The sequence below is a fragment of the Micromonospora sp. C95 genome (assembly GCF_018070465.1).
GTDB lineage: Bacteria > Actinomycetota > Actinomycetes > Mycobacteriales > Micromonosporaceae > Micromonospora.
Genome location: NZ_JAGPXT010000026.1, coordinates 1 through 25,176 on the forward strand (window position 1 = coordinate 1; position 25,176 = coordinate 25,176).

The 25,176-nt window shown below is 71.8% G+C and carries 18 protein-coding genes and 1 pseudogene; 8 read left to right on the forward strand and 11 right to left on the reverse strand.

The genetic code is table 11. The features are described from left to right. Positions 1 to 805: pseudogene (locus tag KBX00_RS23450) on the reverse strand (hypothetical protein); the annotation flags it as partial. A gap of 156 nt (positions 806 to 961) precedes the next feature. Between KBX00_RS23450 and KBX00_RS23455 the strand changes: the two are divergent. Beyond that, a complete protein-coding gene (locus KBX00_RS23455; RefSeq protein WP_210830225.1) occupies positions 962 to 4,384 on the forward strand; it encodes a BTAD domain-containing putative transcriptional regulator in 3,423 nt (1,140 codons plus the stop codon). Positions 4,385 to 4,425: 41 nt separating this feature from the next. On the opposite strand, the gene KBX00_RS23460 is transcribed toward KBX00_RS23455, so the two are convergent. Both KBX00_RS23460 and KBX00_RS23465 read right to left on the reverse strand, forming a co-directional pair. Then, positions 4,426 to 5,706 carry a HAMP domain-containing sensor histidine kinase gene (locus KBX00_RS23460; protein WP_210830226.1) on the reverse strand — a complete coding sequence of 427 codons (1,281 nt, stop codon included), beginning with the start codon at positions 5,704 to 5,706 and terminating at the stop codon, positions 4,426 to 4,428. Then, positions 5,703 to 6,395, reverse strand: a complete 693-nt coding sequence (locus tag KBX00_RS23465; RefSeq protein ID WP_210830227.1) for a response regulator transcription factor — start codon at positions 6,393 to 6,395, stop codon at positions 5,703 to 5,705. The genes KBX00_RS23460 and KBX00_RS23465 overlap by 4 nt, the downstream gene beginning before the upstream one ends. A 103-nt stretch (positions 6,396 to 6,498) precedes the next feature. Between KBX00_RS23465 and KBX00_RS23470 the strand changes: the two genes are divergently transcribed. The 4 genes from KBX00_RS23470 (at position 6,499) to KBX00_RS23485 (ending at position 10,150) form a co-directional block, all read left to right on the forward strand. Continuing rightward, positions 6,499 to 7,014, forward strand: coding sequence for a septum formation initiator (locus KBX00_RS23470; protein WP_210830228.1), 516 nt, complete (start codon positions 6,499 to 6,501; stop codon positions 7,012 to 7,014). A 209-nt stretch (positions 7,015 to 7,223) separates the two neighbouring features. Next, complete coding sequence (locus tag KBX00_RS23475) at positions 7,224 to 7,631, forward strand: hypothetical protein (protein WP_210830229.1); 408 nt, start codon at positions 7,224 to 7,226, stop codon at positions 7,629 to 7,631. Positions 7,632 to 7,876: 245 nt separating this feature from the next. Continuing rightward, positions 7,877 to 8,269, forward strand: coding sequence for a cupin domain-containing protein (locus KBX00_RS23480; protein WP_301548477.1), 393 nt, complete (start codon positions 7,877 to 7,879; stop codon positions 8,267 to 8,269). Positions 8,270 to 8,353: 84 nt separating this feature from the next. Then, the gene (locus KBX00_RS23485) at positions 8,354 to 10,150 is read left to right on the forward strand and encodes a glycoside hydrolase family 15 protein (protein ID WP_210830231.1); all 1,797 of its coding nucleotides are present in this window, start codon (positions 8,354 to 8,356) and stop codon (positions 10,148 to 10,150) included. 31 nt (positions 10,151 to 10,181) lie between these two features. On the opposite strand, the gene KBX00_RS23490 is transcribed toward KBX00_RS23485, so the two are convergent. Both KBX00_RS23490 and KBX00_RS23495 read right to left on the reverse strand, forming a co-directional pair. Next, positions 10,182 to 11,375, reverse strand: a complete 1,194-nt coding sequence (locus KBX00_RS23490; protein ID WP_210830232.1) for a threonine synthase — start codon at positions 11,373 to 11,375, stop codon at positions 10,182 to 10,184. A gap of 16 nt (positions 11,376 to 11,391) precedes the next feature. Next, the gene (locus KBX00_RS23495; RefSeq protein WP_210830233.1) at positions 11,392 to 12,438 is read right to left on the reverse strand and encodes a DNA polymerase ligase N-terminal domain-containing protein; all 1,047 of its coding nucleotides are present in this window, start codon (positions 12,436 to 12,438) and stop codon (positions 11,392 to 11,394) included. A gap of 98 nt (positions 12,439 to 12,536) precedes the next feature. Here KBX00_RS23495 and KBX00_RS23500 point away from each other — a divergent pair, with 98 nt between their 5' ends. Beyond that, a complete protein-coding gene (locus tag KBX00_RS23500; RefSeq protein ID WP_210830234.1) occupies positions 12,537 to 13,322 on the forward strand; it encodes an aldo/keto reductase in 786 nt (261 codons plus the stop codon). Between the two features lie 117 nt (positions 13,323 to 13,439). On the opposite strand, the gene KBX00_RS23505 is transcribed toward KBX00_RS23500, so the two are convergent. Both KBX00_RS23505 and KBX00_RS23510 read right to left on the reverse strand, forming a co-directional pair. Continuing rightward, entirely contained in the window at positions 13,440 to 13,967 is a 528-nt protein-coding gene (locus KBX00_RS23505) for a GNAT family N-acetyltransferase (RefSeq protein ID WP_210830235.1), read from the reverse strand. A 151-nt stretch (positions 13,968 to 14,118) separates the two neighbouring features. After that, positions 14,119 to 15,252: a cellulose binding domain-containing protein gene (locus tag KBX00_RS23510; protein WP_210830236.1), complete on the reverse strand. Its 1,134-nt coding sequence runs from the start codon at positions 15,250 to 15,252 to the stop codon at positions 14,119 to 14,121. Between the two features lie 351 nt (positions 15,253 to 15,603). On the opposite strand from KBX00_RS23510, the gene KBX00_RS23515 reads away from it, so the two are divergent. Continuing rightward, the gene (locus KBX00_RS23515; RefSeq protein ID WP_210830237.1) at positions 15,604 to 16,710 is read left to right on the forward strand and encodes an FAD-dependent monooxygenase; all 1,107 of its coding nucleotides are present in this window, start codon (positions 15,604 to 15,606) and stop codon (positions 16,708 to 16,710) included. A gap of 117 nt (positions 16,711 to 16,827) precedes the next feature. Further along, positions 16,828 to 18,585, forward strand: coding sequence for a cytochrome c oxidase subunit I (ctaD, locus tag KBX00_RS23520; RefSeq protein WP_210830238.1), 1,758 nt, complete (start codon positions 16,828 to 16,830; stop codon positions 18,583 to 18,585). A gap of 516 nt (positions 18,586 to 19,101) precedes the next feature. Here the strand turns inward: ctaD and KBX00_RS23525 are convergent. From KBX00_RS23525 to KBX00_RS23540, 4 genes are all read right to left on the reverse strand, one after another. Further along, positions 19,102 to 20,334 carry an MFS transporter gene (locus tag KBX00_RS23525; protein ID WP_210830277.1) on the reverse strand — a complete coding sequence of 411 codons (1,233 nt, stop codon included), beginning with the start codon at positions 20,332 to 20,334 and terminating at the stop codon, positions 19,102 to 19,104. A 71-nt stretch (positions 20,335 to 20,405) separates the two neighbouring features. Beyond that, positions 20,406 to 20,987 carry an isochorismatase family protein gene (locus KBX00_RS23530; protein WP_210830239.1) on the reverse strand — a complete coding sequence of 194 codons (582 nt, stop codon included), beginning with the start codon at positions 20,985 to 20,987 and terminating at the stop codon, positions 20,406 to 20,408. A 14-nt stretch (positions 20,988 to 21,001) separates the two neighbouring features. Next, positions 21,002 to 22,288, reverse strand: a complete 1,287-nt coding sequence (locus tag KBX00_RS23535) for a nicotinate phosphoribosyltransferase (RefSeq protein ID WP_210830240.1) — start codon at positions 22,286 to 22,288, stop codon at positions 21,002 to 21,004. A gap of 16 nt (positions 22,289 to 22,304) precedes the next feature. Beyond that, the gene (locus KBX00_RS23540; protein WP_210830241.1) at positions 22,305 to 24,980 is read right to left on the reverse strand and encodes a LuxR C-terminal-related transcriptional regulator; all 2,676 of its coding nucleotides are present in this window, start codon (positions 24,978 to 24,980) and stop codon (positions 22,305 to 22,307) included. Between the last annotated feature and the right edge of the window lie 196 nt (positions 24,981 to 25,176).

The window sequence follows — 25,176 nt, forward strand, 5'->3', positions numbered from 1 at the left end:
TGTCGAGGGAGAAGCTTCCGGAGTTGTAGTCGTTGGCGCGGTTGAACGAGTTGCCGTCGGAGGTCCAGCGGTAGATCCGCATCGTCCCGTCACCCATGTCGTACCCGAGCGACGGCGCAGCCGGACGATCGTCCTCGACGATGTTGTCGTACCGGATCGGGGTGTAGAGCCCGGCGTACGACTGCGTCCAGGTGCGCTGCACGGTGTCCCGGCTGCCCGTCTGCTCGATCACCACCGGCTGGGTGTGCGCCGAGTCCGCCCACTTGACGAACAGCGCCACGTGGTTCTCGCTCGGGTCACCCGTGTGCCGCAGCAGCGCGTCGCCCGGCTTCAGGGAGCCACGGGAGATCGTGTAGGCGCGGTCCATCAGGTTGCCGGTCCAGAACGCGCTGCCCGAACCGCCCAGGCCCCACGCCATCGCGACGAAGCCGGAGCAGTCGGTGCGGTAGTCACCGTACTGGTTGCTGTAGCAGCGCACCTGGCTGTATGGGATTCCGACGGTCAACCAGCTACGGGCGCGGGTGAGCGCCTGTGACCGGGACATGTTCCGGTCGGCGCCGTTGTTGTCGCACGGCGTCGGCGTGGTGTCCACCGCGAGGAAGGTCCGGTTCGGCAGTGGGGGCAGGTCCGGGTAGAACGGCAGTGGCGGGTTACCGGGCGAGGCCGGCTCCGCCGCGTCAGGCACCGCCGGCGGTGCCGCCAGCACCGGCGCGGACAGGGCCGGGCCGGCGACGAGCAGCGCCAGGGGCAGTGCGAGCCCGGCGGCCAGCCGTCGGGCTCGGCCGACGCGGTATCTGTCGTGCATCCTCAAAGGTCCTCCCGTGATGTCTGCGGGGCCAGCTCGGCACCGCTTTACCGAGAGCCTGCCAACCGGGGCTGTCGATCGGCTGGAGGGCCAACTCCCGTACCGGATCCGTACTAGGCTCACCATTCGACCTAGCGGAGGCGGTATCGGTCGCACATGGATGGACACGGGGAGCTCGATCTCGGCCGGCTGCTGCGCGACGCACGCGTAGAGCGCGGCCTCACCCAGCAGGAGTTGGCCGTGCGGGCTGGCGTCGGCGTCGGCACGGTCCGCGACCTGGAACAGGGACGCAGCAGCCATCCGCGAGCCAGCTCCGTGCAGGCGCTCGCGGGCGCACTCAACCTGAGCCGGCGGCGCCGCGCCGAGCTGCAGAAGCTGGCCATCCGACAGCCGCCCCGCGCCGCTGCGCCCAGCGGGCCGGTACGCCTCGCGGTGCTCGGCCCGCTCACCGCGACGCGGGCGGGCGAGCGGGTGCCGCTCGGCTCCGGCCGTCACCAGATCGTCCTCGGGCGACTCGCCCTCACGCCGAACCGTCCGGTGAGTATCGAGGAGCTGATCGCTCTGCTGTGGGGCGATGGCGCACCACCATCCGCGGTGAACGTCGTGCAGACCCACGTCAGCCGCCTGCGGCGGCTACTCACGTCGCGGAACGAGCCGGACCGTCCGGCGCTGCTCACGCTCGCGCCCGGCGGATACCGCCTGTGTGTCGACGATGATCAACTTGACCTGGTGGCGTACCGGTCCCGGCTGGCCCAGGCCCGTCGACCCGGCCTCGAACCGCAACGCGCATTTGACCTGCTGGACGACGCCCTGGACCGGTGGCGTGGCGACCAGGCCGCCGAGGATGTGCCGGAGCTGGATGGCGATCCGTTGGTCACCGCGCTGGCCGACGAACGTGTCGAGGCAACCATCCGGCTGGCCCGGCTGGGCGAGACCCTGCGCCGGCAGTCGCAGGTACTGCCGCTGCTGCGCCGGCTGGCCGCCCAGCATCCCTGGCACGAGTCGCTGCATGCCCGGCTCGTCGTGGCGCTCGCCGAGTCCGGACAGCAGGCCGCCGCGCTCGATGCGTACGACGAGGTCCACCGCCGACTCACCGAGGAGCTGGGCATTGACCCCGGCACCGAGCTGATCGACGCCCGACAGTCCGTTCTTACCGGACAGCGGGTGCCGCGCGGGCACCTCACCGCCGGCCCGACGCGGCCGTGGCAGGCGCCCGCTCCGCCGCTCGACTTCATCGGGCGCGACGCCGAGCTGGACCGGGTGAAGTGGCTCCTGCGATACCCGCCGCACGGCCGAGGCGCCCCGCCGATGGTGGTGTGCGTGATCTCCGGAATGGCCGGGGTGGGCAAGACGAGCCTGGCCCTGCAGGTCGCCCGGTCCGTGCGGTCCGACTTCCCGGACGGCCAGATCTACCTGGACCTGCGCGGGGCCGACCAGCGACCGGCCGACGTCCCGTACGCCCTCGCCCGACTGCTGCGCGCACTCGGCGTCGAGGGACGCGCCATCCCCGGCGACGTCGACGAGGCGGCCGCGCTGTACCGCAGCGTGCTGATCGACCGCCGAGTTCTGGTGATCCTCGACAACGCCCGCAACGCGGCTCAGGTGCGCTGGCTGCTGCCCGGCCCGGGGGGCAGCGCGGTGCTGGTCACCAGCCGCAACCGCTGTGCGGAGTTGGATGGAGCGTCGTTGGTGGACCTACCGGTGCCCGGCATCGACGAGGCGCTCGGCATGCTCGCGGCACGGATCGGCCGGTCTCGGGTGCAGGCGGACCGGGGGAACGCGCAGGCGCTCGTCGAGGCGTGCGGACGGCTACCGGTGGCGCTGCGGGTGGTCGCCAGCTGGCTGGCCGTACACCCTGACCGTACGCTGGGTGACCTGCTCGACCGCTTCGCCGACGAGCGGGCCCGGATGACGCAGCTCGCCATCGGCGACGTGGCCGTGACGACCAGCTTCGAGCTCGGCCACCGGGAGCTGGAACCGCTGCCGGCCGAGGTGTTCCGGTCCGCCGCGCTCATCCCTGGCGCGTCCTTCTCCGCGGCCGCGGTGGCGGCCCTCGTGCCGGCAGACGAGCCGGCGGTCCGACGGGCGCTGAGCGCCCTGACAGCCGACCACCTGTTGCAGGCCGACGGCAACGGACGCTATCGCTTCCACGACCTGCTGCGCCTCTACGCGGCCCGGTCCGCGGAGCAGGCGCAGAGCCCGGCGGACCGCTCGGCCGCGCTCGGCCGGCTGTTCACCTGGTACCTGACCCGGACCGTGGCCGCGATGCAGCTGGTGTACGCGGAGATGGTGCGGCTCCCGGTCGACGTGGAGCTCGGTCCATCGCCGTTCCCGGACACCGACGCAGCGATGGCATGGCTCAACGAGGAGATCGACAATCTGGTCGCCGCGATCGAGGCGGCCGCCGCCGGTCCGCACCGGGCTCGTGCCTGGCAGCTCGCCGATCAGCTGCGCGGCTACTTCTTCGTGCGCCGGGACGCCGTGGCGTGGCTGGCCAGCGGAGAGGCCGGGCTCGCCGCGGCGGAGGCGGCCGGCGACGAACGCGCACAGGCCGCCATGCACCAGACGATCGGGCAGGCGTACTGGGCGATCGGCCGCCCGGAACCGGCGGGGGAGGCATACGGACGGGGCGTGGCCGCGGCCGCGCGCAGCGGTTGGCTGGTCGGCGAGGCGTACCTGATGCACAATCTCGGCCTGGTACACGCCGAACGTGGCCGGTTGGACGAGGCGGAGGCGCTCTATCAGCGCACGCTGCGGATCAGCACCGGCCCGGGGTTCGACCACATCCGCGCGGTCACGCTGAACGACCTCGGCACGATGTGCCAGGAGCGGGGCGAGTTCCACGAGGCAGTGCGCTACTTCGAGGCGGCGCTGGCCATCAACCGGGGGGCAGCCCGTCGCCCGTCGTCGATTGCGAACCGCGCGAACCTGGGCATGGTGTTACGCCAGTTGGAGGACTTCGACGCGGCCCGCGGTCACCTCGACGCCGCCCTGGAGCACTACCGTGCCACCGGTTCGCGCAACGGTCAGATGGCCGTGCTGGACGAGCTCAGCCAGCTGTACCGTCAGCGCGGCGAGTGGTTCCCCGCGGTGGAGACGGCCGTCGACGCGCTCCGCATAGCCCGGGAGCTTCGCGATGTCCGGTCCGAGGCCGGAATCCTCAACACGTTGGGGTTCGCGCTGCTGGGCACCCGGGCGGTCAGCGACGCGCAGGAGCGGTTCACCGAGGCGCTCGCGCTGAGCCGTCGGTACGGTTACCGCTACTACGAGGCGCAGGCCGGGGTCGGCCTGAGCGAGACGCTGCTGTACGACGACGCGACCGGTCAGGCGTACGCGACCGCGCGTGCGGCCTGCGAGACCGCCGGCCGCACGGAATACCGGGCGGTGCAGGCCGATGCGCTGCTCGTGCTCGCCCGGGCGGCTCTGGCGATGGGCGACCGGCACGCCGCTTCCTCACACGGCCGGGCTGCCCGCGAGCTGCACCGGGCAACCAACCTGCCGGGCCGGATCCGCGCCTGCGACGAACTGCTGGCCCGCATAGACGCGGCGACCGCGAGCACCGCCAGCACGTCGGCCTGACCCGGTGATGCGGCGATCCGGCCGGCTGGCCTCGGTCTCGCTCAGCCCGTGGACCGGCCCGGACCGAGTCGGAGCGTCACCTCGGCACCGCCGCCGGCACGCTCGCCGAGCGTCAGCCGGCCGCCGCTGGCCTGGGCCGCCCGGCGCGCGATGTCCAGCCCGAGCCCGGTCGAGCCGGCCTGGCTCGCACCCCGGCGCACCGAGTCGGCCGTGATGCCGGGGCCCTCGTCGGCGACCGTCAGGACCACCTGGTCGCCGACGGCACGGAGCCGGACGGCGAACGGGGTGCCGTCCGGGGTGTGCGCGAAGACGTTGCCGAGCAGGGCGTCCAGCGCGGCGGCCAACTCGTCGGCCGCGACGGCGACCGGGACCGGGCCGGGGGCCAGGTCGAGGTCGACCGCACGGCCGGTCTCCTCCGCCAGCACCGACCAGAAGGCGACCCGATCCGCCACCGTGGCCGCGGCGTCGGCGACCACCGAGCCGTCGGTGGGAGCACGCCAGCGGGCCTGCCGGATCAGACCGGTGACCGCCCGCTCCAGTCCGTCCACCGCGCCGATCACCCGGGCGGCGTCCTGCGGGTCGCGTAGTGACTCTGCCTCCAGACGCAGGGCGGTCAGCGGCGTACGTAGCCGGTGCGACAGGTCGGCCACCTGTTCCCGCTCCTGCACCAGCAACTCCTGGATCCGGCCGGCGAGGTGGTTGAGGGCGCCGCCCACCTCGCGTAGCTCCGCCGGCCCGGACGGCTCCACCCGCGCGCCAAGTTCGGCGTTGGCCAGCCGGTGCGAGACCTCCGACAGCTCGCCGATCGGACGGACCAGCGTGCGGGCCAGCCGGTCGGCGACGGCCAGGGCGATCAGCACCAGTAGCGTTCCGAGCAGGGCCAGCACCAGCCAGGCACGTCCCACCCCGGCGGTCATCTCCGCCCGTGGCACCACGGTGCGGATCACGGTGGTGCCGTCCGTGCGGCCCTGCACCGCGATGACCACCTCCCGGCCGTCGGCCGTCTCGGCGGTGAGGCTCTGTCCGCGCCCGGCCAGCTCCACCGCCGGGGTGCGGGTGGCGTTCGAGCCAAGCACCGTGCCGTCCGGCAGGAACACGCTGACCGGCCGGGCCGATTCGGCGGCGAGCTGTTCGACGGTAAGCCGCACGGTCTCCGGGTCGGCGGTGCCCACCACGGGGGCGAGGCTCTGTGCGTCGGCGGTGGCCCGCACCGTCGCCCGATCCTCGGCGGCGGTGCGCAGCAGCAACGCCAGCGGCACCAGGAAGGCGATCACGATGAGGACGCTCACCGCGGCGACCAGCAGCGCCAGGCGGGCCCTCACCCGTCGACCTCCGGGGTGACCAGGCGCACCCCGACCCCGCGTACGGTGTGCAGGTAGCGCGGGCGCTGGGCGCTCTCGCCGAGCTTGCGGCGCAGCCAGGACAGGTGCACGTCGACGGTCTTGTCCGCCCCGCCGTACGGGATCTGCCACACCTCGGTCAGCAACTCCCGTTTGGTCACCACCTCACCGACGCGGGTGGCCAGATGGCGCAACAGGTCGAACTCACGCGGGGTCAACTCGACCGGCTCGCCGTCCAGGTCGACCTGCCGGGAGCGGGGGTCGATCCGCAGGCCACCGACCACCACCGTCGGATCCTCCGGCTGACCGCCGGGCCCGCGACGGAGCACCGCACGTACCCGCGCGTCGAGTTGGGCGGCGGTGAACGGTTTGACCACGTAGTCGTCGGCCCCCGCGTCGAGCACCCGGACGATCTCCCGCTCGTCGTCGCGGGCGGTGGCCACGATGACCGGTACGGCGCTGACGGCCCGCAGCATCCGCAGCAGTTCGCGACCGTCCAGGTCGGGCAGCCCGAGGTCGAGCACGACGAGATCGGGGCGGTCGTCGAGGGCGTCGCGCAGCCCGGTCATCGCGGTGGAGGCGGCAGCCACGGCGTGCCCCCGCTCGCGCAGCGCCCGCACCAGCGGGGCGCGGATGGTGAGATCGTCCTCGATCAACAGCAGGCGGGCCACAGCAGGCAGAGTATCTCCGGCTCTCGTCACCGGCCGGCCTCGTTAACCCTTTCTTAGCGTTGCCCGAAGGTCAGCCCAACCGCCGGTCGGGGATAGTCGGGTGATGGGTCGTCGAACCTTCCTCGCCGTGGTCGGATGGCTGGCCACCGCGGTCGTCGCCACGCTGATCGGGCTAGCCGCGATCCGATTGGTCGGTGAGAGCCTCACCGGTACGCCCGGTGGGGTCCGTAGCCAGGAGGAGATAGCCAGGGCGCTCGCCGAGCCGGCGTCGGCCGGTACCGGTACGCCCGGCAGCGTGCCGACCGGCGCTCCGGCACCCGACAGCACGACGACCGGCACCGGCCCGAGCGGGTCGCCGTCCAGCCCGGTGCCGGCCGACCCGAGCGGGGATGCGGGCGACCGGCGCGCCTTCTCGACGCTGGGCGGCAGCGCGGTGGCCGAGTGCCGGCCCGACGGGGTCTACCTGGTCTCCTGGAGCGCGCGACCGGGCTACCGGGTCGACGACGTCGATCGTGGCCCGGACGACGACGCGGACGTGACGTTCGTCGGCCCGAGCGGCGAGTACGAACTTTCGGTGCAGTGCGTGGGCGGGGTCCCGACGCTCGATCCCGACGACTGAGCCGTCCGTACGTCCGGACGTCATCGCAGGTCAAGTACATGATCGGTATGTCGAATGTCCTTGATTGGACAGCCGTTCGCCTGGCTACCGACCGGGAACGCGACATACGTTCGAGGCACAAAGGGGGCTGATCGGCGCTGATCCCCCTTTAGTCGCCGCAACCAACTCAACACGCCAGGGTCGCTCGACCGGGCCGGGGAGGGAGTCCGATGTCCAGCGCGAGAGCCAGGAGCAGAGGGGCTCCCCAGCCGGTCCCGGGCGATGAGGCCACGGCACACGCCGAGGCCGAACACACCACCTGCGCCGGCGTCGGCATGCCGCTGAGCGCGAGAGTCCTGTTCGCCGTGGTCAGCGCCGACGGTCTCCTGGTCCGTGGACTGGGCGCGGCGGCGGCCAACCGGTTACGGACGGGGATGTACCAGGTGGTGTTCGACCAGGACGTCACCGGTGCCAGCCTGGTCGGCACCGTCGGCCTCACGGGTAGCTCCGGGTTGGCCCCCGCCGGTCAGATCGCGGTGGCCGGGCGTACCGGCATTCCGAACGCCGTCTTCGTGGCCACCTTCGACCCTGCCGGGTCGGCCGCCGACCGCCCCTTCCACCTGGCCGTGCTCTCCTGAGCAGGCCCGGGTCGCAGCCGAGCGCGCGGCGCCGTTGACCCGAGGGTCGAAACCGCGCCGCGCTCGGCCGTCTCCCACCGCCGCAGCCGTACGGCGGTACGTCAGCGGGGACCTGGCATGACCGGTCGTACCGGTCGGTCGTGTCGATCCCCGATCGGCGCAGGTCCAAACCCCAGGGTGGTGGTCAATTCCACCATCTGCGAAGCGCGGCGTGCAGCGGCCCCGGACGGGGTATGTGTCTGGGCATGGAGCACTTCACTATCGCGACCGTCGCCGAGAAGAGCCCGGACTTCCGGCGGGTGCTGTGGACCGGGAAGCACACCCAGTTGGTGATCATGACGATTCCGCCGGGCGGCGAGATCGGTGCGGAGGTCCACGAGGACATCGACCAGATCCTGACCTTCGTCAGCGGCACCGGCGAGGCGCGGGTGGCCGGTGAGAAGCGTGCGGTGGTGCAGGGCGACCTGGTGGTCGTACCGGCCGGTACCCGGCACAACTTCGTCAACACGGGGCCGAACCCGCTCGTGCTGTACACCGTCTACGGGCCGCCGGAGCACGCCGACCAGGCCGTACACCACACCAAGGAGGAGGCCGACGCCGCAGAGGCGGCGGGCGAGGACGAGCCGCCGACCTCCTGAGCCAGCCCGCCGGCCCGGGTCACCGGGCCGGCGGACCTCCCCCGGCGCCGGATGAGCCCCGGAATCGCGGGTACGCCGACCGTCATGGAGCAGCCGGCGATCTCGGATTACGGATACCTGTCCGACTGCCGTTCGGGCGCGCTGGTCAGCCGGGACGGTTCGATCGACTGGTGGTGTCCGAACCGGTTCGACTCGCCGTCGGTCTTCGGTCGGTTGCTCGACCCGGACGGTGGTCACTGGCGACTGGCACCGGTGGCCGTGGGACAGACCGAACACCGGGTACAGCGCGCGTACCACCCGGAGACCCTGGTACTGCGCACCGTGCACCACACCGCGGCGGGCAGCGTCGCGGTGACCGACGCCCTCGCCGCCGAGGTGGGTGCCCGCGCCCATGAGTTCGGCATGCGCTCCCCGGCCGTGCTGCTGCGCGTCGTCGAAGGGCTCTCCGGCCGGGTGCCGATGACTCTGGACTACCGGCCGCGACCGGAGTACGGCCTGGTCAGCCCGTACCTGAGGGAACTGCCCGACGGAGCGGTGGCGGGCGTGGCCGGCTCGACGACGCTCGTGCTGCGCTGTGCGGGGTTGCCCCTGCACGTCGAGCACGACCGGGTGCGGCAGACCTTCGTCGTCGGCGAGGGGCAGGTGCTCGGCTTCGATCTGGCCTACGCGCCGGCGTACGGCGAAGCACCGGCCCGGCTGGACCCGGTCCCTACGCTGGCGGACACGGTGCTGGCCTGGGAGGCGTTCCGCGAGAGCCACCGGTACGAGGGCCGTTATCCCGAGGTGGTGCGGCACAGCGCCACGGTGCTCACCGGCCTCACCTACGCCCGCAGCGGCGCGGTCGCCGCCGCGGCGACCACCTCACTGCCGGAACTGATCGGCGGCGACCGCAACTACGACTACCGCTTCTGCTGGCTGCGCGACTTCGCGATGACCATGCGCGCCCTCTGGGTGGCGGCCTGCCCGACCGAGTCGTCCCGCCTGTTCGAATGGGCGGCCCGCGCGATCGGCCGGGTCGGGCCGGACCCGGTGCCCGTGCTGTTCGGTCTGGAAGGGGAACGGGACGTCTCCGAGCACGTCTGTCCTCACCTGGCCGGGTACGCGGGGACCGGACCGGTACGTAGCGGCAACGACGCCTGGCGGCAGCGGCAGCTCGACGTGCCGGGTGAGGTCGTCTCGGCGGTGTGGCGGTTGCACGAACACCTCGGCGACCAGCTTTCCGTGGAACTGCGCGACATGGTGCTCGGTCTCACCGAACAGGTGGCGGCCACCTGGCAGCTGCCCGACCGGGGTATCTGGGAACCGCGCGACCGCGAGCGGCACTACCTGTCGTCAAAGGTGCTCTGCTGGGCAGCGATGGACCGGGCCGTGCGGCTGGCCCCACAGCTGGGAGAATGGGCGGACGTGCGGCGCTGGACCGGCATCCGGGACGAGATCCGGGCCACGATCCTCCGGGACGGCTTCCACCAGCGTCGAGGGGTCTTCACCACTGCCTTCGGCTCGCCGGACCTGGACGCGGCGGCCCTGTACCTGCCGGTGGTGGGCTTCCTGCCGGCCACCGATCCCCGGATGCGGGCGACCATCGAGGCGATCGAGCGGGAACTCGGCGATGACGACGGGCTGATCCACCGCTGGAAAGACGACCCGGCTGGCTTCGTGCTCTGCTCGTTCTGGCTGGTGGAGTGCCTGGTGCTGGCGGGCGAACAGGAGCGGGCGGCCCGGCTGTTCGAGCGGGTCAGTGGGCACGCCAACGACGTCGGGTTGTTCAGCGAGCAGATCGACCCGGCCACCGGGGCACACCTGGGCAACACGCCGCAGGCGCTGTCCCACATCGGCCAGGTGAACGCCGCGTGGCGGCTGACCAACCCCATGTTCGACTGACCCGCGGCGCTCGGCGGGGCGCCGTCGCGGGTCAGCGTGGCAGCACCGGTACGCCGGAGACGTCGATCGTCTCCGGGTATTTCACCCCGGCACCGGTGTTGAGCACGACGACCCGTTCGCCCGCCCGGATCCATCCGCTGGCGCGCAGCCGGCGCGCGGCCGTCAGACAGGCGGCACCCTCGGGGCAGAGCAGCAGCCCTTCCCGGGCGGCGAAGTCGCGCAGGTCGGTCAGGATCTCGGCGTCGTCCACCGCGATCGCGGTGCCGGCGGTGGCCCGCAGCGCGGCGAGGATCAGCTCGTCGCCCAACGGTGCCGGAACGGTGATGCCGAACGCCACGGTGTGGGCGTCCTCCCACGGCTGCGCGCGATCGTCCCCGGCGGCGAACGCCCGCACGATCGGCGCACAGCCGGTGGCCTGCACCGCCACCAGCCGGGGCAGTTTGTCCTCGACCCAGCCCAGCTCCCGCAACTCGCCGAGCGCCTTGTGGATGCCGATCAGCCCCACGCCGCCGCCGGTCGGATAGATGATGACGTCGGGCACCTGCCAACCCAGCTGCTCGACGATCTCGTACCCCATCGTCTTCTTGCCTTCGAGGCGGTACGGCTCGCGCAGCGTACCGGCGTCGAAGACGGTGCCCTCGGCGGCCGCGACGAGCGCGGCCACCTGGCGCCCGGCGTCGCCGATCAGGCCGTCGACCAGGCGCAGGTCGGCACCGGCGGCCACGCACTCCCGGCGGCAGATGGTCGGTGCGGACAGCGGCATCACGATGGTGGCGCCCAGCCCCGCCCGGGTCGCGTAGGTGGCCCACGCGGCGCCCGCGTTGCCGTTGGTCGGCATGGCGATCCGCCGGATGCCCAACTCGCGGGCCCGACTGACGCCGACGGCGGCACCGCGTGCCTTGAACGAGCCGGTCGGGGTCAGCCCCTCGTCCTTGACCAGCAGGTCGTCGACGCCGATGTCCGCGCCGTACGCCGGTGCGCGCAACATCGGCGTCCATCCCTCGCCGAGGGTGGTGACGTTGCGCGGGTCGGCCACCGGCAGCAGCTCCCGGTAACGCCACAGATCCGCCGGGCGCAACCCGAACCGCTCCGGCTCGATCACCCGGGCTGCCGCCGCCAGGTCGTAGCGCGCCAGCAGCGGTGAGCCGCACCCGCAGAGGTTCTGCGGTACGCCGGCGTCGTGTTCCCGGCCGCAGCGCGGGCACTCGAGGTGGGTCAGATACACGCCGCTCCTCGCCGTCTCAGCCCGCGTCCACGCTGCGCCACGCGCGGCTTCGCCGCCCCGGCTCGTAGCCGGAGTCCAGCCGCTTCGCCACCACCCCGGGCAGGCCCTGGTCGCGCGCCGCGCGCATGGTCTCGGCACCGGCGCCGGGGAACCACGGCGGAGTCTGCCAGTGCGGCCCGGCCAGCGCCAGCGAGTCGAGCAACTCGCGGCGCTGCGGGTACGGCAACTCCAGGCTGCTCACCCCCTCCAACCAGAGCAGGTCGACGAGCAGGTACTGGGCATCGACGCTGTTGCGTCCACCCCGCGCCGGACGGACCTGCCCGGCGCGGTCGATGCGGACCAGCACGCCGTCCAGCACCACCTCCGTCGGTGCCAGGGCCTCGGCCATCGGCCGCAACCACGGGTACGTCCCGGTGATCTCCGCGCCGCTGTCGGAGAGCAGCCGCAACCGCCCGCCGGAGACGTACGCGACCGCCCGTACCCCGTCCCACCGCAGCTCGTACCCCCAGGCGGTCTGATCGGTGGGCAGCCGGCCGGCCGGCGTGGGACGCATCGGCGCGACCAGGTCGGGCATGCTGGTCCAGCCCGGCGGCGGCGGATCGGTGCGTCGCACCATCCAGTCCCGGCCGTCGCGGCCGCCGGTGGCGAACAGCACGTACCGCCCGGTGGCCCGGGTGCCCCGCAGCTCGACCACCACCTCGCGGTCCTGCCACTTCTCGCAGCGGTAGGTGCCCTGGTCGTGGATGAGCATCCGCCCGCCGCCGTACTCGCCGGCCGGGATCTCACCGGAGAAGTCGAGATACTCCATGGGGTGGTCCTCGGTGTGCACGGCCAGATGGTTGCGCCCCGGTTCGCGGGGCAGGCCGCGTGGCACCGCCCAGGAGACGAGCACGCCGTCACGTTCCAGCCGCAGATCCCAGTGCAGGCTGCGGGCGTGATGCTGCTGGATGACGAACCGAGCGCCGTCGACGGCCCGGGACCGCCGGGGACGTTCGGCCGGCACCGGCTCGGGGGTACGCGCGGCGTCTCGCTTGCGCCGGTACTCCTCCAGCCGGTCAGCCACGTACCGATTCTCCGGCACATCGCGCCGACGCGCCCGGCGGCGGCCCGACGCGCCTCATCTCGGGCATGCCGAGCGGCATCGGGGGTAGAACTGTCGACATGGACCACAGCGACCACCCCACCGCAGTTCTCCCCGGTGACGTCCGGATCCCGCTGCTCGGCTTCGGTACCTGGCAGGCGACCGGCGAAGAGGGCTACAAGGCCGTACTCGCCGCGCTCGACGCCGGCTATCGGCACATCGACACCGCCACCATGTACGGCAACGAGGAGGAGGTCGGCCGGGCGGTCCGGGAGAGCGGGCTGCGCCGGGAGGACGTCTTCATCACCACCAAGCTCCCACCCGGGCGGGTCGGCCGGGAGCGGGAGACCATCGAGGAGAGCCTGCGCGCCCTCGGCGTCGACTACGTCGACCTGTGGCTGGTGCACCAGCCACCGCACGACTCCGGTGCCCTGATCCCGGTCTGGCGGGAGATGCTCGCCGCCCGCGACGCGAACCTGGCCCGGGCGGTCGGGGTCAGCAACTACAGCACCGCCCAGATCGACGCGCTGATCCAGGCGACCGAGGAGAACCCGGCGGTCAACCAGATCAGGTGGGGGCCCCGGCTCTACGACCGGCAGCGGCACGCCGAGCATCGGGACCGGGGGGTGGTGCTGGAGGGCTACAGCCCGTTCAAGACCACCGACCTGTCCGACCCGGTGCTGACCCGGATCGCCGGGGCGCACAACGTCTCACCCGCCCAGGTGGTGCTGCGCTGGCACCTCGATCACGAGATCGTGGCCATCCCCAAGTCGGTGACACCGGAGCGGATCCGCGCCAACGCGGACATCTTCGGCTTCTCACTGACCGCCGAGGAGATGCGCGACATCGACGCCCTCGGCTCCTGACCCTGCGGCTTCGCGACGCCCCGCGGCACCGCCGCGATTTGCGGCATCTCGGGCTCTCACCACGTCGGGAGAGCCCGAGATGCCGCATGCCGTGCGCGGTGCCGTCGGTCGTCGTCGTCAGGTGACGGCCGGCGGTGCCGGTTCGGTGTGCGCCCAGCGGTGCAGCGCGTAGCGGCGGCCCTTGTCCTCGACGAAAACCGGATCGTCGTCGGTCGGCCGGTAACCGCCGGACCGGGCCACGGCCACGCTGCCGGCGTTGTCCGACTCGATCTCCAGGTAAACAGTCGGCAGGCCGACCACCCGGTGGGCGTACCCGGTCATCAGCCGAAGAGCCCGGCTGGCCAGGCGTTGACCGCGATAGGCAGGGCCGATCGCGTAGCCGATGGTGCCGGCGGCCAGGTTGAGCATCACCTCGCCACGGGCCAGGTCATCGCCGTCGGTGACAGCGAGGTAGATCCGGGCACCGGCCTGTTCGGCGCGCCGGGCGGTGTTCAGGTACGCCTCGGCGGCGAGCAGGTCGAACGGGGTCGCCACCGGCAGGCGGTACGCCATCTCGGCATCGTCGAAGAGCGTGACCAACTGGCCCAGGTCGCCCTCGGACCACGGGCGCAGGACTATCCCGTCACCTTCCAGGCGTACGTCCACGGCAGCTCGGCCCCCATCGTCGTGGCTGCCAAGTCTGCGAGTTCCCGACAGCGCGGAGCAACCCCGGGTGGGACATCGGCCGGTGCCGTCAGACGGCCTGATCGGCGAATGCTGGGGGTGCGGCGTACGCCGCACCCCCAGCAAGCGCTCGTCAGGAGCGGGAGCAGGCGGCGCCGTTGAGAGTGAAGGCGGTGGGGTTGGCGTACGAGCCGTTGAGCGTGCCCTGGTAGCCGAAGCTGGCCGAGCCGCCGGGTGAGATCGTGCCGTTGTAGCCGACGTTGCGGGCGGTCACCGACGAACCGCTCTGGCTCACCGTGGCGTTCCAGGAGTTGGTCACCTGCTGCCCGGACGGCAGCGAGTAGGCCAGGGTCCAGCCGTTGATCGTGCTGGAACCGGTGTTGGTGATCTGCACGTCGGCGGTGAAGCCGTTGTTCCACGAGTTGGCCGTGTACTTCACCGCGCACGAGCCGCTACCCGAGGGCGGGGGCGTGGTGGGCGGCGGGTTGCTCGGCGGCGGGTTGTTGCCGCCGCCGTTGACCGCGGCGGAGAAGTTCGTCACGGCCAGCCCGACGCCGCCCTGCCAGGGCTCGAAGCCGGCCTGGATGCTGGTCAGGTACCAGGAGTTCGTGATCGCACCCCGGTTGCGGGTGTCGTTGATGAACGCCAGCAGGTTCAGGTTCGCACTGCTGATCGCCGACGGGGCGACGTACGAGATGACGTTGTTGGAGCCGTTGCTGCCCCGCCAGACCTCCCAGTTGCGGCCGTCGATGTTGGCGTTGCCGACGGGTGAACCGATCGGCTGGATCGGGCCCTGCCGGTTGAACCAGATCATGATCTCCATCTGGTTCACGCCGTCGCGCTTGGGCGACGGGTCCAGCCAGATGTCGTACGAGGCGTTGTAGGTGCCGTTGCTCACGTACCGGTAGTTGATGCTGCTGGTCGCGCTGCTGATCTGGCTGACCTGGATCGGCAGGTTGGTGCCGGGGGAGCAGTTGGTGTAGTGGCAGCCGAAGAAGACCGACGGGTACGCCGTCGGAGCGCCGTTGGTCGGGCTGCTGCCGTTCTGGGTGATGATCTCGAAGCCGTTGTTGGTGACGTTGATGCACTGCTGGGCGGTGGTGCCCCAACGGTTGTTCTGCACCACGTACCGGTTCTGGATCACGGTCGAGCCGTACTGCTCGCAGATCTGGGTGTCGGCGGAGGCGGATCCGCCGAGGGCCACGGTGACGATCGAGCCGGCGGCGGCCAGCCCGACGGCCACGATGGCCCGCAAGGTACGTCTCATGATGCTCCTAGCGCTGCGACGTCGTTGCGACGCCGGGACGGATGCGGACGGAGCGGTCGGGAACGCGCCGTCGACAGTTGCGGGAGCGCTCCCATGCTCATCGTCACATTTACATCCTTGAAACAATGGGCGCAACCGCTGCGGGCGATTGGCGTCAATTGCGACGTGTGTCGTGGGCGCACGATCGGACATTCACCGGCCCCGGCTGGCTGGTGACCAGCGCCGACGGGTGGATCCGGTGCTGCCGAGGGGTGCCGGAGGTGAGCCGGTTGCCTCTGGTGTGTACCGATTGCGCCGAGTAGTCTCTTGCCTTCAACGCGTGCCGAACCCCCTCCGGAGGCGTACACCCCCATGCGTGGCTCCCCCCTGCGCATCCTCGTCGTCGGCGCGGGCATCGCCGGGCTGGCCGTGGCCCGAGCGCTGCGCCTGGCGGGCTTTCGGCCTGACCTCACCGACAAGGCGCCGCCGCACGACCTCACCGACGCCGGCCTGTACCTGCCCGGCAACGCGGCCCGCGCGCTGCGCCGGCTGGACCTCGACGACCCCGTCCGCCCGTACGGGAAGGTCATCCACCGGCAGCGGTTCCTCGACTCGACCGGTGCGCCGCTGTGCGAGGTCGACCTCGACGCACTCTGGACCGGGGTCGGCGAGTGCCGGGCGCTGGCCCGTTCCGACCTGCACCGGGTGCTGCTCAGCGGTGCCGGCGGCGCGGTCCGGCACGGCGCGGAGGTACGCACCATCGAGCTGCTGCCGGCCGCCGTCGGCGTCACCTTCGTCGACGGCACCCAGACCGAGTACGACCTGGTGATCGGGGCCGACGGGCCGCGTTCCTCGATCCGGGCACTGGCCGCGCTCGGCGGCCCACCCCGCCCGGCCGGGCAGGTGGTCTACCGCGGCGTCGTCCGGGACGGTCCGCCGGTCGACGAGTGGACCGCCCTGCTCGGCCGACGCTGCGGCTTTCTCGTGGTGCCGATCGGCGCCGGTCGGCTGCACTGCTACGCCGACGAGGCCGGCACCGACCTGCCGGACGACCCGCTGGCCCGGTTGCGTGACCTGTTCGGCGAGTACGGCGGACCGGTGCCGGAGGTGCTCGCCGCGCTCGACGGGGTGTACGCCACCACCACCGACGAGGTCGAACTCGGGCGCTGGTACCGGGGCCGGGTGCTGCTGGTCGGCGACGCCGCCCACGCCACCGCGCCGACCCTGTCCCAGGGGGCCGCGATGGCCCTGGAGGACGCGGTGGTGCTCGCCGAGTCACTACGCGCGGCGGGCAGCGTCGAGGCTGCGCTCACCGCGTACGAGAGTCGCCGTCGGCCGCGTACCCGATGGGTGCAGGACCGGACCCGGGACCGCAACCGCACCCGAGACGTGCCGCCGGCGCTGCGCGACCCGCTGCTGCGCGGACGCGGCGACCGCATCTTCGGGGAGCACTACCGGCTGCTTCTCGGTCCGCTGTGATCACCCCCGAGCGACCCCACGCGGTGCTGTCACCTGCCGGGGACTATCCTCCTTGCGGATGACGGCCCGCCGAGTCAGCGCGTGCCGAGCGGGACAACCCAGAACCGGAGGCCACTCGTGACCACCGTCGCACCCAAGCCGGTCGTGACCCGGCCCTGGCCGGTCCGGGAGCCGGTCAAGGGGTCGGCCATCGCGCGGCTGCTGCGGACCACGGACGCGAAGCAGATCGGGATCATGTACATGGTCACCGCGTTCGTGTTCTTCATGATCGGTGGCCTGATGGCCCTGATCATGCGGGCCGAGCTGGCCCGGCCCGGCCTGCAGTTCCTGTCGCCTGAGCAGTACAACCAGCTGTTCACGATGCACGGCACGATCATGCTGCTGTTCTTCGCGACGCCCATCGTGTTCGCGTTCGGCAACTACGTGGTGCCCATCCAGATCGGTGCTCCCGACGTCTCCTTCCCGCGACTGAACAGCTTCGCCTACTGGCTGTACCTGTTCGGCGGCACCATGGCCACCGCTGGCTTCCTCACCCCGGGTGGCGCGGCGGACTTCGGCTGGACCGCCTACACGCCGCTGAGCACCGTCGAGCACTCCCCGGGTGTCGGCGCCAACATGTGGGTGGTCGGTCTGGCCATCTCCGGTCTGGGCACCATCCTCGGTGCGGTCAACCTGATCACCACGATCCTGACCCTGCGCGCGCCGGGCATGACCATGTTCCGGATGCCGATCTTCACCTGGAACATGCTGGTCACCAGCCTCCTGGTGATCCTGGTCTTCCCGCTGCTGGCGGCCGCGCTGTTCGCGCTGGCCGCCGACCGGTTGCTGGGTGCGCACGTGTACAGCCCGGAGACCGGCGGGCCGATGCTGTGGCAGCACCTGTTCTGGTTCTTCGGCCACCCCGAGGTCTACATCATCGCGCTGCCGTTCTTCGGCATCATCAGCGAGATCATCCCGGTCTTCTCCCGTAAGCCGATCTTCGGTTACAAGGGCCTGGTCGCCGCCACCATCGCCATCGCCGGCCTGTCGATGAGCGTCTGGGCGCACCACATGTTCGCCACCGGTCAGGTGCTGCTGCCGTTCTTCAGCTTCCTGAGCTACCTGATCGCCGTACCGACCGGCATGAAGTTCTTCAACTGGATCGGCACCATGTGGCGGGGGCAGATCAGCTTCGAGTCGCCGATGCTGTTCTCCCTCGGCTTCCTGGTCACCTTCCTCTTCGGTGGTCTGACCGGAGTGCTGCTGGCCGCCCCGCCGCTGGACTTCCACCTGCACGACTCCTACTTCGTGGTGGCGCACTTCCACTACGTGCTCTTCGGCACGATCGTCTTCGCGGTCTTCGCCGGGATCTACTTCTGGTTCCCGAAGATGTTCGGCCGGATGCTCGACGAGCGACTCGCCAAGATTCACTTCTGGCTCACCATGATCGGCTTCCACACCACGTTCCTGATCCAGCACTGGCTGGGCAGCGAGGGCATGCCCCGGCGGTACGCCGACTACCTGCCCATCGACGAATTCACCACGCTGAACATGATCTCCACGATCGGCGCGTTCATCACCGGTATCTCGACGTTGCCGTTCATCTACAACTGCTGGAAGTCGTACAAGGCCGGCCCGGTGGTCGAGGTCGACGACCCGTGGGGTCACGGCAACTCGCTCGAATGGGCGACCAGTTCGCCGCCGCCGCTGCGCAACTTCGACCGGATGCCGCGGATCCGCTCCGAGCGGCCGGCCTTCGACCACAAGTTCCCCGAGCTGGCTGCCGGGCAGACCCTGGCCGGTCCGCCCGAGGGCGGTTCCAGGCCGCTGACCAGCGAGTCCGACGGTGGTGCCAGCTACACCGAGGACGTGGCCAGCGACACCGACCGCCGCTGACCCACCGCGTCGCACGACGGGCGCCGATCCCCACACCGGGGTCGGCGCCCGTCTCGTCCTTCCCCTGCCGAGGGCCGAGGCTGGTATCAGGTCCGCGACCCCATCCGCGCCACTACCGCCGCATCGGGTGTCGCTCTCCGTGACAAGCAGTCATGGCGCCGAGTTGTGCACTCTGCGTGATGGCCCTGGAATGAAACCCATCTGTCCCCTTCCGTCCTTTGCTCTGCTTCAACCCACGCAATAGCGGTTGAGCTGCTGTGATGTGGCGGCTCGGTGAGGGCGTGCCGGCCGATGCGACACGGTCCGTAATCCATTGCGTCGGTTGAAGCAGAGCAAAGGCAGCGGATAGGGGAGGTGGGGGTGGGGCGGATGGTCACGCAAAGTCACCACCAGGTCTGGCTCGGCGACACGGCGCCAGCGGCGGTGATCCGCTGGCCGCTCGGCGATTTGCCCGGTGTGCGGTGATCTGCCGTGCCGTCTAGCGATCTGCTGGCCGGGTGGCGCGTCGGGAGTGGGTCAGGAGGCGGCCGGGGTGAGGGAGGGCGCGGTGTGCTCGTCGCCGGGGCGGGTGGTGGCCGCGATGTCCGCGCGGCGGTGGCGCAGCTCGATCGGCAGCACCGCGAGGGCCACCAGGGCACCGATCGCGCCGGTGACCGCGAACCCCCACAGCGGTGCCGAGGCGTCGATGACCGCGCCGGCCAGTGGGGCACCCACCGCGATGCCGACGGTGACCGCCGAGCCGTGCAGGCCCATCGCCTCACCGCGTACGCCGGCCGGTGCGAGCCGGCTGACGGTGTCGGAGGTCGCCGCGATGGTCGGCGCGCAGAGCGCTCCCGCCGGGATCAACGCCAGGCAGAGCAGCCACCAGTGGGAGCCGCCCAGTCCGACGGGGATGGTGCAGAGGCTCAACAGGCCCATCAGTGCCACCGGCGAGAACGAGCGGCGGACCGCGCCGTAGGCGAATCCGCCCAGCAGGGACGCCACCGCCCAGACGGAGAGCACCGCGCCGGTGAAGCCGGCGTCGCCGCTCTCCCGCAGCACCGCGATGACCGCCACGTCGGTGCCGCCCAACACCAGGGTCGCCGCCGCGCTGACCGCGAACACGGCGACCAGGCGCGAGGTCAGCCACTGCCGCCGCGCCACCCGTGGCTGCGGGCCCGTCGACGTCTCGGCCGCGCTGCGTACCGGCGGATTGAGCAGCCACAGCACCACCCCGGCGACGACGATGCCGGCACCGACGAGGTAGAGCGTGAGGCGGGCGGAGATGGTGGTGACACCCACCGTGGCCAGGGCGGGACCGATCATGAACGACAGCTCGACCGACATCGAGTCCAGGGCGTACGCCGGCCGACGCTTCTCCGGCGGTACCAGCGCGGCGACGGACTGCCGGATCACCGAGAAGATTGGCAGCGCCAACAGGCCGGCCAGGAAGGCCGCCGGCAGCAGCAGGTAGTACGACAGCACCGGTGCGGTCGACCAGAAGGCGGCCTCGGCGACGGTGGTGAGAACCAGCACGGGCCGCAGGCCACGACGGTCCACCAGGCGGCCGAGCAGCGGGCCGCCGACCGCGGCGCCGACGGTGATCGCCGCGCCCACCAGACCGGCCGCACCGTACCCGCGCCCCAGGTCCTGCACGACGTAGAACGTGAGCGTGACGCCGGTGGCGGTCAGCGGAACCCGCGCCAGCACCGCGACGAGCAGCAGCGACCGCAGGCCGGGCAGGGCGAGCGCCTCCCGGTAAGGCTTCATGTTCACGTCGGTCCGTACCTCCGCCGGACATCCTCGACCCGCGGCGCGACGGCTGCCAACGAATTAACGCCTCATGCGGCCTTGATCACAGGGGCGCCGGATGTGGTGATTCCGGCCCCCTCGAACGCGCGCAACGCGACGTCCGTGGTGTCCGGCGCGACGGCCGCCGTCAGGTCCAGCAGCACGCTTGTGGCGAAACCCTCCCGGGCGGCGTCCAGCGCGGTCGCCCGCACGCAGTGGTCGGTGGCGATGCCGACTACGTCCACCCGGGCCACGCCGCGTCGTCGCAGCCAGTCGGCCAGACCCTCGCCGTCGTCGGCGTGCCCCTCGAACCCGGAGTACGCGGCGGCGTACTCGCCCTTGTGAAAGATCGCCTCGATCCGGTCGGTGGCCAGCTCCGGGTGGAACTCGGAGCCGGGCGTGCCGACCACGCAGTGCCGGGGCCAGGTGCTCACGTAGTCCGGCGAGTCGGCGAAGTGCGTGCCGGGGTCGATGTGGTAGTCCTTCGTCGCGACGACGTGATCCCAGCGGTCCGGCTCGGTGGCCAGCAGCCGGGAGATCCCGGCCGCCACTCCCGCTCCGCCGGCCACGGCCAGCGAGCCGCCCTCGCAGAAGTCCTTCTGCACGTCCACGATGATCAGCGCGTTGCTCACCGACCTCACTCCTCTCACTCGGCGGGTACCACGGTGACCGGGATGGCCGGATCGCCCGCGGAGAGCTTGAGACCCTCCCACGGGATAGAGATCAGGCACTGCCGCAGGTGCTCCCGCGACTCGTCGAGCGTCGGCAGGGCCATCGGCTCGCCATCCACGACGTACGACCGTTGCAGCAGCCGGTCGTTGGGGCGGTGGTCCGGCACCCCCTGCGGTACGACGATCTCCTCGGTGGCCGTACCGGTCGGCTTGTGCCGGCGGACGGCGACCTTGCGCCCGCCGATGGTCGCCTTCTGCTCGGACCGTTTGACCACCGGGCGGCCCTCGACCTCGACCAACTTGTAGACCAGCCCGGCGGTGGGCGCGCCGGAACCGGTCACCACGGCGGTGCCCGCGCCGTACATGTCCACCGGCTCGGCGGCCAACGCCGCGATGGCGTACTCGTCGAGGTCACCCGAAACGATGATCTTCGTTTCGGTGGCGCCGAGAGAGTCCAGCAGCTGCCGTGACTGCTGGGCGATCACGGCCAGGTCGCCGGAGTCGATGCGGACCGCCCGCAGCTCCGGCCCGGCCACCTCGATCGCGTTGCGGATGCCCTGGCTGATGTCGTACGTGTCGACCAGCAGCGTGGTGTCCTTGCCCAGCGTGGCGACCTGCGAGGCGAACGCGGCCCGCTCGTCGTCGTGCAGCAGGGTGAAGGCGTGCGCGGCGGTGCCGGCGGTGGGAATGCCGTACCGCTGGCCGGCGGCCAGGTTGGAGGTGAACCGGAAGCCGGCCAGATAGGCCGCCCGGGCCGCGGCGACCGCCGCCTCCTCGTGCGCCCGCCGCGAGCCCATCTCGATGAGCGCCCGGCCGCGGGCGGCGGTGACCATCCGCGCCGCGGCGGCAGCCACCGCGCAGTCGTGGTTGAGCACCGACAGCACAAGCGTCTCCAGCACCACGCACTCGGCGAAGCCGCCGGAGACGGTCAGGATCGGCGAGCCGGGGAAGAAGAGCTCGCCCTCGGCGTACCCGTCGATCTCGCCGGTGAACCGGTACCGGGACAGCCATTCGGCCCCCGGCTCGTCCACCACTCCGGTGCGGCGTAGGTACTCGATCTCGGCCGGGTCGAAGCGGAACGCCCGGATCAGGTCGACCAGGCGTGCGGTGCCGGCGACCACGCCGTACCGGCGGCCGGCGGGCAGCCGCCGGCTGAACACCTCGAACACGCAGCGCCGGTCAGCCGTGCCGTCGCGCAGGGCGGCGCTGACCATGGTCAGCTCGTAGTGGTCGGTCAGCAGCGCGGGACGAAGGGTGTGCACCCACTCAGACTAGGGTTCACATCGCCGTCGTGCCGTCGTGCCCCGGGATCGTGCCGAGGGCCATGCGCAGCTCCGCCCGGCTGGTCACCCCGAGCTTGGTGTACACGCGTTGCAGGTGGTTCTCCACCGTGCGGGCGGAGAGAAACAGCTGCTCGGCGATGGCGCGGCTGGTGCCGCCGACCGCCGCGAGCCGCGCCACCTGCCACTCCCGGTCGGTCAACGTCGGGGTGGCCGCCTGGAGCGCCGGAGTGTGCACCATGTCACACCCGGCGAGCAGCGCGCCGAGCCGTTGCCGGGCCTGCCCGACCTCGGGCGAGCGACGCTGCCGCAACAGGTGCACGGCCTCCGCTACGGCCTCGGCGGCAAGCAGGTCGAGCCCCCGCTCCGCCAAACCGTCGGCGGCACTGAGCAACCCCTCCGGCAGGCCGTCGGCCGACGCCCGCGCATGCCGAGCCAGCAGCGGCGGCAACTCCCCGTCGACCTGCTCGGACAGCTCGGTCAACCGCTGCGCCACGGTGCGGCGATCGCCGTCGGAACACCTCGGACCGGTCTGCGCTCCGGCCTGCCCCAGCCGCACCAGGTCGTGCAGCACCAGGGCCTCGTGCCCGGCGAAGCCGTCCGCGCGCAGCCGGTCCACCAGGGCGTGCAGCCGCTTCACCGCGGTGGCGGTCTCACCACCGGCAGCCAGCGTCGCCGCCCGGGCCTGTTCCAGCCATGGGTACAGCACCACCATGGTCGGCGAGTGCAGGCGGTCGGCCTCGGCCATCGCCTCGGCGGCCTGCCGGGCGTCGCCACGCAACGCGGCGGCCTGGGCCCGCTCCGACTGGGCCAGGCCCGCGTAGACCCGGCTGGTCGCCAGTACCGCGCAGGCACTGAGCGCGGCCTGCAACGCGCTGTCGCTGCGTCCGCGCAGCCGCGCCGCGTACGCCCGCAGGATCGCCAGGTAGCCGGTGCCGAGCCGGAAGTCACCCGCGTCGGCGAGGTCGGCGAACTCGTCGGCCACCAGCGCGTCGATGCCGGCGAGATCGCCGGAGAGGGCCAGCCGGGTGCCTCGGGCCAGCTCCACCGCCAGTTGCAGGTACGGCATGTCGGCCCGCCAGCTGGCCACCTTCGCCTGCACCAGGTCCACCGCGGAGGCGCTGCGGCACAGCTGCCCCTGCACGGCCTGTAGGTGTGCGATCGTGCAGCGGGCCAGCTCGCGGGCGGCGACACTGGCCGCCGGCCGGTCCAGCACGCCCTGCGCGAGCCGAAGCGCGGCCGGCGCGTCCAGCCGGTGCAGCCGCATGATCGCCTCGAAGGCGCGGACCCGAGCCTGGGCGGCGGCGTCGGTCAGCTTCGTGCCCTCGGCGGCGATCTCCTCCACGGTGGACGCCTGGCTCAGCCCCCAGTAGCTGACCATGCCGCGTACGGTCAGCCACCGGCTGAGCCGTTCCTCCTGACCCGCGTCGGTGGCGACGGCGTCGAGCACGCCGAGCGCCTCGGCCGGCCGGTCGGCGAACATCAGAATGGTGGCCAGCAGTTCGGCCGCGTCGAAGCCGCCACCGGCGTCGAGCGCCGCGCGGGCCAGCCGGGTCGCCAGGGGTACGTCGTAACGGGCGAACGCCTCACCGGCGGCGGCGATCAGCATCGCCGGGTCCTGCGCGGTGCCGGAGGCCAGTCGCCACCTCGCCACCCGCAGCAGATCCTCCCGCCGTCGCTTGCCGACCTTCTCCAGCAGGTCCGCCAGGTGCGCCTGCAACCGGCGGGTCCGGCTCACCGGGCACTGCCGGCGTACCACCTCGCCGTAGAGCGGGTGCGCCAGCCGGACGTCGAGGCGCCGGTCGGACTCCACCATGGTGATCAGGCCGCGTTCCTCGGCGTACTCCACGTCGTGCTGTTCCACGGCCTGGTGCAACAGCCGCAGGCCGAGCGGCTCGCCGAACGCGACCAGCTCGACCACCGCCCGTACGCCGGAGGTGAGCTGGCCGATCCGGATGTCGATCAGCTCGGTCAGGCTGGGCGCCAGCTCCAGCCGGCCCGTCCAGGTCCAGACGCCGTACCGCTCGACCAGTTCACCGCTGTTGGTGGCCGCGTGCACCAGCTCGCGCAGCAGCAACGGGTTGCCGGCGCTGAGCCGACCCAGGCGGTCGGTGGAGCCGCTGTCCACCTGACCGCCGACGATGGCGGTCAGCATCGCGGCGGTCTCGTCCGGTGGCATCGGGCCCAGCTCCGCCCGCTCCACCAGGCCATCTGTCCACAGTGCGCGGATCGGCAGCGGGATCTGCTCCCCGTCGCGCAGGGTGCCGACCACGGAGGCGTTCTCCGCGCGGGCCACCAGGTGCACCAACGCGGCCGACGGCGGATCGAGCAGGTGCGCGTCATCGACCGCGAGGACGATCCGCCGCCCGGCGGCCTGCTGCTGCAACACGTCGACGGCCCAGCGCAGGATGCCGGCCGGTGACAGCCCCTGCGGCTGCTCCGGCAGCACCTGGACCAGGCCGCCGAAGGCCATCGCGGAGGTGGTGGCGCTGGCCGCGATCCGCCAGACCGCGTACTCGTCGCCGGGCAACGCCTCGACACCTTCGTGCAACAGCCGGCTCTTGCCGATGCCGGCGCTGCCGGTGAAGAGGACTCCCCGGCCACGCACGCCGGCCACCGCCATCCGGAGACGGTCGAGTTGCTCAGCCCGGCCCACGAAGCTCCACCGACTCATTCGCGCAGCATATCGACGGAACTGTGGCCCGTACGGCAGCGCGCGAGGGGGAACTTGAGTAGTTGTAGAGTTACCGGTGAGTATCGCAATTGTCCCGTTCCCGGCGCTCGCCCCCTTACCCTTCCGGAATCCGAGTGTCGACACCGGATGCTCACTGCGGCCGGCTCGCCGGTCGCCCTGCCTCGGAGGCCGCCGC

What these genes read in the sequence shown, in the direction of transcription:
- KBX00_RS23455 (WP_210830225.1), top strand. Translation starts at nt 962, where the DNA reads ATGGATGGACACGGGGAGCTCGATCTCGGCCGGCTGCTGCGCGACGCA.
- KBX00_RS23470 (WP_210830228.1), top strand. Translation starts at nt 6,499, where the DNA reads ATGGGTCGTCGAACCTTCCTCGCCGTGGTCGGATGGCTGGCCACCGCG.
- KBX00_RS23475 (WP_210830229.1), top strand. Translation starts at nt 7,224, where the DNA reads ATGTCCAGCGCGAGAGCCAGGAGCAGAGGGGCTCCCCAGCCGGTCCCG.
- KBX00_RS23480 (WP_301548477.1), top strand. Translation starts at nt 7,877, where the DNA reads ATGGAGCACTTCACTATCGCGACCGTCGCCGAGAAGAGCCCGGACTTC.
- KBX00_RS23485 (WP_210830231.1), top strand. Translation starts at nt 8,354, where the DNA reads ATGGAGCAGCCGGCGATCTCGGATTACGGATACCTGTCCGACTGCCGT.
- KBX00_RS23500 (WP_210830234.1), top strand. Translation starts at nt 12,537, where the DNA reads ATGGACCACAGCGACCACCCCACCGCAGTTCTCCCCGGTGACGTCCGG.
- KBX00_RS23510 (WP_210830236.1), bottom strand. Translation starts at nt 15,252, where the DNA reads ATGAGACGTACCTTGCGGGCCATCGTGGCCGTCGGGCTGGCCGCCGCC.
- KBX00_RS23515 (WP_210830237.1), top strand. Translation starts at nt 15,604, where the DNA reads ATGCGTGGCTCCCCCCTGCGCATCCTCGTCGTCGGCGCGGGCATCGCC.
- KBX00_RS23525 (WP_210830277.1), bottom strand. Translation starts at nt 20,334, where the DNA reads ATGAAGCCTTACCGGGAGGCGCTCGCCCTGCCCGGCCTGCGGTCGCTG.
- KBX00_RS23540 (WP_210830241.1), bottom strand. Translation starts at nt 24,980, where the DNA reads ATGAGTCGGTGGAGCTTCGTGGGCCGGGCTGAGCAACTCGACCGTCTC.